We start from the raw sequence: 8,941 nt of genomic DNA, 5'->3' as shown, positions 1-8,941 counted from the left end.
ATAACTAGAATCTTTAAGGCTCTTAATGAAAGATTCTTACTTTATAAAGTCAAAGCCTTGTTTTTACTTCTTAAAAAGCAAAGTATTAACTAAAGGTAAAACGATGCAAACAAAAGAACTTTTAGAATCACAATAGGCAGAATCTGCGACCCCTACGTGGTGTGAAAAATCAGAAAAAGCAGGAGCAGAAGTGTCTCCTGCCTGATTTTTTACTAGATTAAGCGCAGAGGGAAGGGATTAGATTTTTTTGTGAAAAAGAAAAATGTGGAATCTTGTAAGGTTGGGAAGAATTTGTAACGGAACCTTTAAGAGATTCTATGTTTTGAGATTCTTTGCAAGGCTTAGAATCACAAGGGGAGTTGTCGTATTGAGGCAAAGCCGAAATCTCTGCAAAATACTTTCTTGCACGTTTTTCTAACTCTTCCTTGCTTAAGAGTTTGTTTCTGTAATACTCATATTGTTTGCGTCTGGCTACTAATTCTTTTTCTAATTCTGTAAATTTATCTAAGATTTCAACAATTGCATTTTGCACTTCTAAAGGAGGGAGGGGAATGAGTAAAGATTTTCATTTGGATTGGGTTAATCCGAATCTAGTAATTCCTTGTGCGTGTTTCAAAATTTGTTTTCGTAGATTTTCAGTTTCAAAACAATATCGCAAAAAATAGGGATTAATTTGTTTATCTTGAATTCTAAAACGCATAATGTGGTAGCTATAACAAGTATTAGGCATATCCTCAATTGCCACACAGGCAAACCCTATCTCATCAATATTTTCAGATGAAGGAGTGATAAATAAATCATTTTTTAAGATATTGCATTTTGATATTTCAGAATCAGAAAATTTAAAACTAAAAAAAGATAACAAGAGAACTGATAGAATCAATGACGCAAAAGCATAAAACTTGTGTTGGTTGCTTGAGCTTTGAGGAATAAAACATAAGCGAGGAACTGAAAAGGGAATTAATACTAAGACCTTATCAAATCTCAAAAGAAAGAACAATAACAACAAAGAGTGGAGAGAAATTTATACAAATGAGCAAGAAAGAGCTTATCAAACAGAACAACGAATTTTATTTCAAAATCCAATAGCACAAGGAAGCCAAGATGACGATACTAGAAGCAGAGCTTATAGCAGAAATAGAGAGATTACAGAACGAAATACAAGACTATCAGAACAAAGAGACAGAGCTTTAGAGAATCAATCCAAAATGTTAGAGAATCTCTCCAGCTCCAACAAGAATTTAATACAAACTATCCAGCAAGAAAGAGAAACATTCAAAAAGAATTTACAGACACAATTAAGCACAGAATTAGCCAAGTTATAGAGAGACGAAAAGAACAAGAAAGACAAGTGCAACGACACAGGCAAAGAGATAGAGGAATGAGTAGAAACAGAGTAATTTTTGTAAAATAAACCATAAAAGCAAATCTGTTCCTTTGTGCAACAATCTTTAGCAAACTAAAGGGAATTAAAAAAACCTTTATACTTTTTTAAGATTCTGCAATTTACAATAAAAGATTATTGATTTTTAAAAAAAGAATAAAGAATGAAAAAATTAATTTTAGGGTTCTTATTAATCTTCGGAATCTCAAGCGCACTCTTTGCTGAAGTAGATTTCATTGCACTCGCAACTAATGGAAAGTTTAACGAACAAAGTGCAGGTGTGAAACTCTTAAATGATGATGAGATGAGTAAGGTTGTGGGAGGGGCGACATTATTTGATGATAATGGGTGTGGAAATCTAATGTATCATTATGGAATAGCAAATAATGGAGGCACAAGGGTATCTTATACAGCTTATTATAGATTGCACGAAAGCTATAAAAATGAACTTTTACCTCTCAATGTAGATGATGGGAGTGGGCGTTATATTTCTGTTGTTTCTGCGACCTTAAACCACTTAACAAACCAAGTTAATGTTTCTATCATTGGTATGAATCAATATAACTCTGTCTATACAAGAAGCGCAGATAGATATTATGCAAATAAATTATTAGAAAATAGACAAGTTATTAATGAAGTAAATAATGTTATAAGAAATCATAGTCGCTATTTTTGGAGGTATTAATGCGTGTTAATAATCAGACAAATGTCTATGCTAATTATGAAGGTTCCAATGTTCTGTTAAATAGAAATACAAATTTAGAAGCAAAACACAACAAAGAGCAAAAAGTGGAAATTTCTGATGAGGAACTTTTGAAGCAAGTGCGAGAATATTATAACTATCCTACGCTTAATAATGAGAGAATGATTTTCTTAGTATCAGAGCCAAGCACTTATGTTTGGAAGCAAGAAATTGCGACAAAATCGGCAAATATAGAGATACCTACAAAAAATGAATATGAACAATCTTTGAGGTTTTTAGAACAACAAATGGATAAAATAATGGCGGAAGTTGCAAGAGAAAATTATGACTTAATTCAACTAGCAAAACAGATTGAAAAAGTTGAGTTTGCTCCAAAAACAGCGCGAGAATACACGCAAGAAGAAAAAGATTTAATGGGTGATGGAGGGACAGAAGGATATTCTAAGTTACTATACATTATGGACGCTTATTCTGTGAGGGAGATTAGAGAGAATCCACCCACTAAAACATACACAGAAAAAGAAGCAAAAGATATGGCTCTAAATCATAGTTTGCCAGAGGAAGATTATAGTGTGTTTTTCTCTCATATTGCCGATAAACTCTCACCACAACAAAGAGGAGAAATTATAGAAGCCATAGCAAAAGTGCAATCGTATGAGGAGGAAAATGGTGCGCAAATCTACAATGTTCTTTTGAAAAAAAATCAAGAAACAGGACAATGGGAATATTCATCACTCATAAACAAGTCATTGAACGCGGAATCTTTAATTATTAGATATTCTCACCTCACTTTTCAATCTGTGCTAGATATATTAGAAAACAAAGAAAAGTTAGAATCAAATTCCACAAGTGATTCCATAATGCAAACATTGCTTAGGGAGTCCAAAGATAACAAAAAGATTTAATAGTTCTGTAATTTACAACAAAAACTAAACTTCAAAAAAAGAATGCCATTAGGGATTCTTTGGAATCCCTTTAGATATTAAATCAAATAATAGATATGCTCACTTGTAAATTATTTTAATGTATATCATCGTAATTATAGCATTAATTTGCATAATTGCAACCCTTGCTTTATAGCTTAGGTTGTTTAGGCTGGGCGGACAAACACGCCTAAGCCCTTATGCGATGATACCTCTTGTTTGTTTTAATAAAACTAAGAGAGCTTCAAAATATGAAAACAGAAAAAAATCAATCAAAAGCGAGCAAGTAAGGCTATTGTAACGCAAGATAATCGCTTCATATACGCTAAATACGATATGAACACTAATGAGATGAAATTCTTTATGTGGATTGTAGCACAGCTCAATAACCAAAAAAGCAACTATTCCAAGTGTGTGAGATTCCATTGAGTGAAATAATGCAAGTATGGCAAAGAAATGACAAAGAGTCAGACTATAACTACATAAGAGATTTATGTAAATCTATGTTACAAAAAATTTATATTGAGGATTTTAAGCTGCTTGATGAAAAGACAATGAAAGAAAAAACGTATTTCAAGGCTACACACTATTTAAAAGCATACGATACGAGGAAGGGCAAGGTTATATTACTTATTAACTCAATGATTGCCTTACAGAATATCTACTTGACTTAAAACGGGATTTTACACAGCTTAAATTTAGCGGTATTGCAGAATATCCTAGAAGTGCCAAAAATCTACATTGAAAGATGGATAGACTTTAAACGCTTTGTGTTAGACCAAGCCAAAAAAGACATAAATGCTAAATCTAATCTAATTTTGCTTGATATTAAAACCTTTAAAACAGGGCGTAAAATTACAGATTTAGAGTTTATATTTGACTATAAAAACAACGATAAGCGCATAGGGATAAATCTCTCTTACTTTAGAACTTTTAAGAGATTCTATATTTTTAGATTCTTTGCAAGGCTTAGAATCACAAAGGGTGGATTTAGAATCACAATAGGCAGAATCCGCACCCCCTTTTGTCCTATTTTCTTTTTCTCACAAAGAAAATCTAATCCCTCCCCGCTCCCTTTACCAAAAGAAAAGCTTCCTTTCTTTTGGTAAAGGGAGTGCCTCGCTGAATCTGCTTCTAGCTTCAATCGGGCGGAGGGCACTACTGCCTCCTTTTTCCCCGATTTCCGCACCACGAAGCAGGCGAGAATGTGGAGTTTCTAAGTCCTCATTAGATTTTCTTTGTGAAAAAGAAAAATGTGGAATCTTGTAAGGTTGGGAAGAATTTGTAAGGGAATCTTTAAAATGGGATTGCGCATTTTTAGCATTTGGAAGGTTTGCAGATTTAGAACTTTTAAAAGATTCTATATTTTGAGATTCTTCGCCCAAAGGCTTAGAATGACAAATTTGAATTATGGATTTTGCTATGATAACTAAATTTTAAAGAAGTTTTAGAGAATCTTGGCTAAGATTTAGCTAAAGAGCGCAACGCACAAAAAACTTTCAAAAAGAGAAAAGATGAAAAACGACTTAATCGCACAAAATCAAAATTCAACGATCATTGCACAATACCATTTTACGCCAAGAGTCTCCAAGTCTTACCAAAGTGAAGCAGACTTAGAAAGATTCTTACTCAAAGAGCTAGAAGCGCAAGGTTATGAACGTTTAACCTTAAAAAACACAGAAGAGCTTGAAAATAATCTAAAAGCCCAACTAGAGAGACTCAATAATATACAATTTAGCCAATCAGAATGGGAAGGATTCTATAAAGAGCATATTGCAAATGAAAATTTAAAAGTGGAAGATAAAACAAGGCTTTTGCAAACTGATAATGAGAGTTTGCCTTTTTGTAACGACAAGGGAGAGCATAAAAATATTTTGTTACTAAACAAAAAAGATCCTCTTAAGAATCATTTGCAAGTACTCTCACAGCTTAGCAATGATTCTGGCAAGGCAAAAAATCGCTATGATGTAACCATACTTGTAAATGGTTTGCCCTTGGTGCATATAGAGCTTAAAAAACGGGGCATAGACCTTAAAGAAGCCTTTAATCAAATTCGTCGCTACCAAGAGGAAAGCTTTAGTGCTTCTCATGCCCTTTTTGAATTTGTGCAAATTTTTATTATCAGCAATGGCACTTATAGCAAATATTACAGCAATTCCAAACGCGATTTTAAGAGCCTTAATGATAATTATACCTTTTGCATAAGCTTTAGCGATAGCAAAAACAATAAAATTGAGGATTTGGAGGATTTTACCAAGACCTTTTTAGCTCAAAGAACGCTTTTAAGTATCCTTACAAAATATTGCGTTTTTAATACCGATAAAGAGCTTTTGATTATGCGCCCCTATCAAATTTGCGCGAGTGAAAAAATCATTGATAAAATTAAAATGGCTCATTCTTGTAAGCTCTATGGTAGCATACAAGGCGGGGGATATATTTGGCATAGCACAGGGAGTGGCAAAACGCTCACTTCTTTTAAAACCGCCCTTTTAGCTACGCAACTTGATTTTATTTACAAAGTGCTTTTTGTTGTAGATAGAAAAGACCTAGACCACCAAACACAAAAAGAATATGATAAGCTTGAAAAAGGTGCCGCAAATTCTACTAACGACACCAAAGAGCTTAAAAGGCGACTTGAAAGCGAGGATGGCAAAATCCTCATCACCACGATTCAAAAGCTTTCAAATTTCATCAAAAAATACGAAAATTCTAAGGTTTTTAATGAAGAAATCGTTTTTATTTTTGACGAATGCCACCGAAGCCAATTTGGCGCAATGCACGAAGCCATTATTAAGAAATTCAAAAAATACTATATCTTTGGATTTACAGGCACACCTATTTTTACAGAAAATGCGGGCAAAAACTACACCACAGACCTAGAAAGTAAGAAGCTAATGCTAAAAACTACCCAAAGCACCTTTGGCGATTGTCTGCACTCTTACACGATTTTAAATGCAATTAAAGATAAAAATGTTTTGCCCTTTAAAGTGAGCTACCTCTCTACAATGCAACAAAAAGACCAAGAGAACAAAGAGGAAAAAGTGTCTAGAATTGACACAGAAGAAGCCCTCATGCACGAAGATAGAATCAAAAAAATTGTTTCTTATATCTTAGAAACTTTTAACCGCCATACCAAGAGGCAAAACGCCTATACGTTAGAAAACCAAAGAAAGCAAGGCTTTAATGCGATGTTTGCTACTGCTAGTGTGGATTTTGCAAAGAAATATTATGCAGAATTTCAAAGGCAAATCAAAGCAAATCCACAAAAAGAGCCCTTAAAAATCGGGCTTATTTACTCTTATGAACAAAACGAAGATTTAGATGAGCCTTGCAAAGATGAGATGAGTGCTAAAGCTTTTTTAAGCGAAGCGATAAAAGACTATAGCCGCTGTTTTAAAGAAAGTTTTAGCCTAGAGAAATTTGATAACTATTACAAAAACATTTCACAAAAAGTCAAAGACAAAGAGCTTGATTTACTCATTGTAGTGAATATGTTTTTAACCGGCTTTGATTCTAAAACCCTTAATACGCTTTATGTGGATAAAAATCTCAAACACCATTCCTTACTTCAAGCCTTTTCGCGCACAAACAGAATCCTAAACGAACAAAAAGTCTATGGAAATGTCGTTTGCTTTAGAGATTTAGAAAAAGACACTAACGAAAGCCTTGCAATGTTTGGCGATGAAAACGCTTCTAGCATTGTTTTGCTTGAGAGTTTTGAGGTGTATTTCAAAGACTATTGCCAAAAGTGCGAGGAGCTTTTAGAACATTTTAAGCTTGAAAATATCGCCCATTTAACCAAAGAGGAGCAAAAAGCCTTTATTAAACTCTTTAATGAGATTCTAAAGCTTGAAAACATCTTAAGTGTCTTTGATGAATTTACAGAAGAGAGAGACCCACTACCAAAGAGGGCAAAACAAGACTACCAAAGCCATTATTTAGAGCTTTATAGAGACTTCAAACAAACACAAGAAAAAGAAAGCATAGCAGAAGATTTGAGCTTTGAAATTGAGCTTATCAAGCAAAATGACATTCACGCAGATTACATAATCTTTTTGCTAGAAGCCTACCGCCCAAATACAGAATCAGAATCTAAAAAAGAAAACATTTTAAAGCTTGTGCAAAGTAGCCCAAGCTTGAGGGATAAAACAGAGCTGATAGAGGAATTTTTAAACACAATAGACAACAATAAAAATGTAGATTTTAAAAGCTCTTTTATAGCCTACATAAAAGAAAAATCCCAACAAGAGCTAGATTCTATCATCAAAGAAGAAAATCTTAATGCAGATGAAACCAAAGACTATTTGCAAGACGCCTTTGAGATTAACTTTTTTAAAGACCAAGGAAAAAAGATTCAAGACCTTTTACCCAACACAAACATTTTTACTAAAGGCAGTTACGCTAAAAGACAAGAAGCAATTGCCAAGCTCAAAGCTTTCTTTGAGAAATTCCAAGCGTTTTTGAAAAAAGAAGAAATGTGAGAGATTTTGTTAAATTCTTAACAAAAGGGTGGGATATGTTAAATGAAACAGATTGCATAGATCTTTTTTCGCAAGATAGACTAAATGCTTATAGTGATTTACAAGAGCACGAGGATAATTTTGCCCTTATAGGTGACATTTCCTATAAAATAGGTATTTTAGAAATTATTTTACACAACAAGATTCATAGGATTATGCTCAATCATAATCCTAAATGGCTTACCTTGCTTATAGGTGGTGGGTTTGAGAATCTGAGTCAAAACGAGCTAATCTCCAAGCAAAGCTTTGGTTTTTGGGTGAAGGTAGTGGAGCATTTTAAGATTCACAATAAAATTTTTGATAAAAATTTTTTAGATAATTTGGATTTTAAAACATACTATAAACATAACAAAAATAGCTTTAGCTCAAATCATAATAGATTATTAAGGCATCATAAAGTCAGCGTAATTATGAAACTTTTGCATTTATTGCGAAACAGAGCCTTTCATTTTGAAAATCTTTATAAAATGAATAAGAATGGACCTAGACTAAGCGTAACGATATGTAACGTTAAAAACGAAAAACTTGTTGTTTCTCTGCACCCAAAAAGAATTATATATTTTGTTAATGACATCCTAGGAGGCTTTAATCAAGATTTGTTAGACTATGGAAGCAAGAAACACCCTAAGAAAGAAATTCCTTAGGGCTAGTGGCAAGTGCCACCTTGAAAATCCTATCATTATAGCATCACAAGCTAAAAGGCAGTTTAAATTGTTTAGAGAATGCCACATTTTGCCCAAAAGGAATAGAAATGAATAAAATCCAAAAACTACTTAACGAATTATGCCCTAATGGGGTGGAGTATAAGCCGCTTTGCGAAGTTTGTCATTCTGAGCGCAGCGAAAAATCCCAAAATATAGAATCTCTTAAAGATTCAAATAAAATGTTTTGGAGGTTAATATGCAAACAAAAGAACTTTTAGAATTCTTAAAATATGAAAAAGTGGAGTATAAAGCTATTGAAAATATATGCACAATATCACGAGGAAAAGTTATTTCAAAAACTTATATAACAAACAACGCAGGAAATTATCCTGTTTATTCATCACAAACTGAAAATGAAGGAATGCTTGGGAAAATATCTTCTTATGATTATGATGGCGAATATGTAACTTGGACTACTGACGGAGTTTATGCGGGAAGCGTATTTTATCGTTATGGTAAATTTAGCGTTACAAATGTTTGCGGAATTTTGCAAGTCAAGGAAAAAAATATTAATACGAAATTTATATCCTACATACTTGGAATTACAACTAAAAAATTTGTTAATAAATCAATAGGAAATTCTAAGTTAATGAGTAATGTAATGGCAAAAATCCAAATTCCCCTCCCCCCTCTAGAAGTGCAAAATGCAATTGTTGCAATCTTGGATAAATTTACAGAATTAGAAAAAGAATTAGAAAAAGAATTAG

General features: G+C 33.2%; 11 protein-coding genes. 9 read left to right on the top strand and 2 right to left on the bottom strand.

Annotated features, from left to right (window positions below; all coding sequences use genetic code 11):
- Positions 1-217: 217 nt before the first annotated feature.
- On the bottom strand, positions 218-553 hold the full coding sequence (locus K4G57_RS08750) for a restriction endonuclease subunit S domain-containing protein (protein WP_221532800.1): 336 nt from the start codon (positions 551-553) through the stop codon (positions 218-220).
- A 994-nt stretch (positions 554-1,547) separates the two neighbouring features.
- Here K4G57_RS08750 and K4G57_RS08745 point away from each other — a divergent pair.
- The 5 genes from K4G57_RS08745 to K4G57_RS09165 all read left to right on the top strand — a co-directional run bounded on the left by K4G57_RS08745 (position 1,548) and on the right by K4G57_RS09165 (position 4,119).
- Positions 1,548-2,069 (top strand): hypothetical protein, encoded by a 522-nt coding sequence (locus K4G57_RS08745; RefSeq protein ID WP_221532793.1) that lies wholly within the window; start codon positions 1,548-1,550, stop codon positions 2,067-2,069.
- Positions 2,069-2,992: a hypothetical protein gene (locus tag K4G57_RS08740; protein WP_221532794.1), complete on the top strand. Its 924-nt coding sequence runs from the start codon at positions 2,069-2,071 to the stop codon at positions 2,990-2,992. Before K4G57_RS08745 ends, K4G57_RS08740 begins: the two co-directional genes overlap by 1 nt.
- A 354-nt stretch (positions 2,993-3,346) precedes the next feature.
- Positions 3,347-3,439 (top strand): hypothetical protein, encoded by a 93-nt coding sequence (locus K4G57_RS09175; RefSeq protein ID WP_236033296.1) that lies wholly within the window; start codon positions 3,347-3,349, stop codon positions 3,437-3,439.
- 74 nt (positions 3,440-3,513) lie between these two features.
- A complete protein-coding gene (locus K4G57_RS09170) occupies positions 3,514-3,684 on the top strand; it encodes a hypothetical protein (protein WP_236033297.1) in 171 nt (56 codons plus the stop codon).
- A gap of 33 nt (positions 3,685-3,717) precedes the next feature.
- Positions 3,718-4,119 carry a replication initiation protein gene (locus K4G57_RS09165; RefSeq protein ID WP_236033298.1) on the top strand — a complete coding sequence of 134 codons (402 nt, stop codon included), beginning with the start codon at positions 3,718-3,720 and terminating at the stop codon, positions 4,117-4,119.
- Here the strand turns inward: K4G57_RS09165 and K4G57_RS08730 are convergent.
- Complete coding sequence (locus K4G57_RS08730; RefSeq protein ID WP_221532795.1) at positions 4,087-4,395, bottom strand: hypothetical protein; 309 nt, start codon at positions 4,393-4,395, stop codon at positions 4,087-4,089. The genes K4G57_RS09165 and K4G57_RS08730 overlap by 33 nt on opposite strands.
- A 129-nt stretch (positions 4,396-4,524) precedes the next feature.
- Between K4G57_RS08730 and K4G57_RS08725 the strand changes: the two genes are divergently transcribed.
- The 4 genes from K4G57_RS08725 to K4G57_RS08710 all read left to right on the top strand — a co-directional run.
- A complete protein-coding gene (locus K4G57_RS08725) occupies positions 4,525-7,491 on the top strand; it encodes a type I restriction endonuclease subunit R (protein ID WP_221532796.1) in 2,967 nt (988 codons plus the stop codon).
- Between the two features lie 35 nt (positions 7,492-7,526).
- Positions 7,527-8,174 (top strand): hypothetical protein, encoded by a 648-nt coding sequence (locus K4G57_RS08720; RefSeq protein ID WP_221532797.1) that lies wholly within the window; start codon positions 7,527-7,529, stop codon positions 8,172-8,174.
- A gap of 107 nt (positions 8,175-8,281) precedes the next feature.
- Complete coding sequence (locus K4G57_RS08715; RefSeq protein ID WP_221532798.1) at positions 8,282-8,452, top strand: hypothetical protein; 171 nt, start codon at positions 8,282-8,284, stop codon at positions 8,450-8,452.
- The coding region (locus K4G57_RS08710) for a restriction endonuclease subunit S (RefSeq protein WP_221561847.1) at positions 8,431-8,941 on the top strand (511 nt) is incomplete at its 3' end. The genes K4G57_RS08715 and K4G57_RS08710, both read left to right, overlap by 22 nt.

The organism is Helicobacter turcicus (genome assembly GCF_019711685.1).
GTDB classification, from domain to species: domain Bacteria; phylum Campylobacterota; class Campylobacteria; order Campylobacterales; family Helicobacteraceae; genus Helicobacter_D; species Helicobacter_D turcicus.
The sequence above is the reverse complement of the archived record's forward strand: the minus strand, read 5'-3'. Positions and strand labels throughout refer to the sequence as shown.

Excerpts from the sequence above, each read along its gene's own strand:
- K4G57_RS08715 (WP_221532798.1), top strand. The coding sequence starts at position 8,282 with ATGAATAAAATCCAAAAACTACTTAACGAATTATGCCCTAATGGGGTG.
- K4G57_RS09175 (WP_236033296.1), top strand. The coding sequence starts at position 3,347 with ATGAACACTAATGAGATGAAATTCTTTATGTGGATTGTAGCACAGCTC.
- K4G57_RS08720 (WP_221532797.1), top strand. The coding sequence starts at position 7,527 with ATGTTAAATGAAACAGATTGCATAGATCTTTTTTCGCAAGATAGACTA.
- K4G57_RS08740 (WP_221532794.1), top strand. The coding sequence starts at position 2,069 with ATGCGTGTTAATAATCAGACAAATGTCTATGCTAATTATGAAGGTTCC.
- K4G57_RS09170 (WP_236033297.1), top strand. The coding sequence starts at position 3,514 with ATGTTACAAAAAATTTATATTGAGGATTTTAAGCTGCTTGATGAAAAG.
- K4G57_RS08745 (WP_221532793.1), top strand. The coding sequence starts at position 1,548 with ATGAAAAAATTAATTTTAGGGTTCTTATTAATCTTCGGAATCTCAAGC.
- K4G57_RS08725 (WP_221532796.1), top strand. The coding sequence starts at position 4,525 with ATGAAAAACGACTTAATCGCACAAAATCAAAATTCAACGATCATTGCA.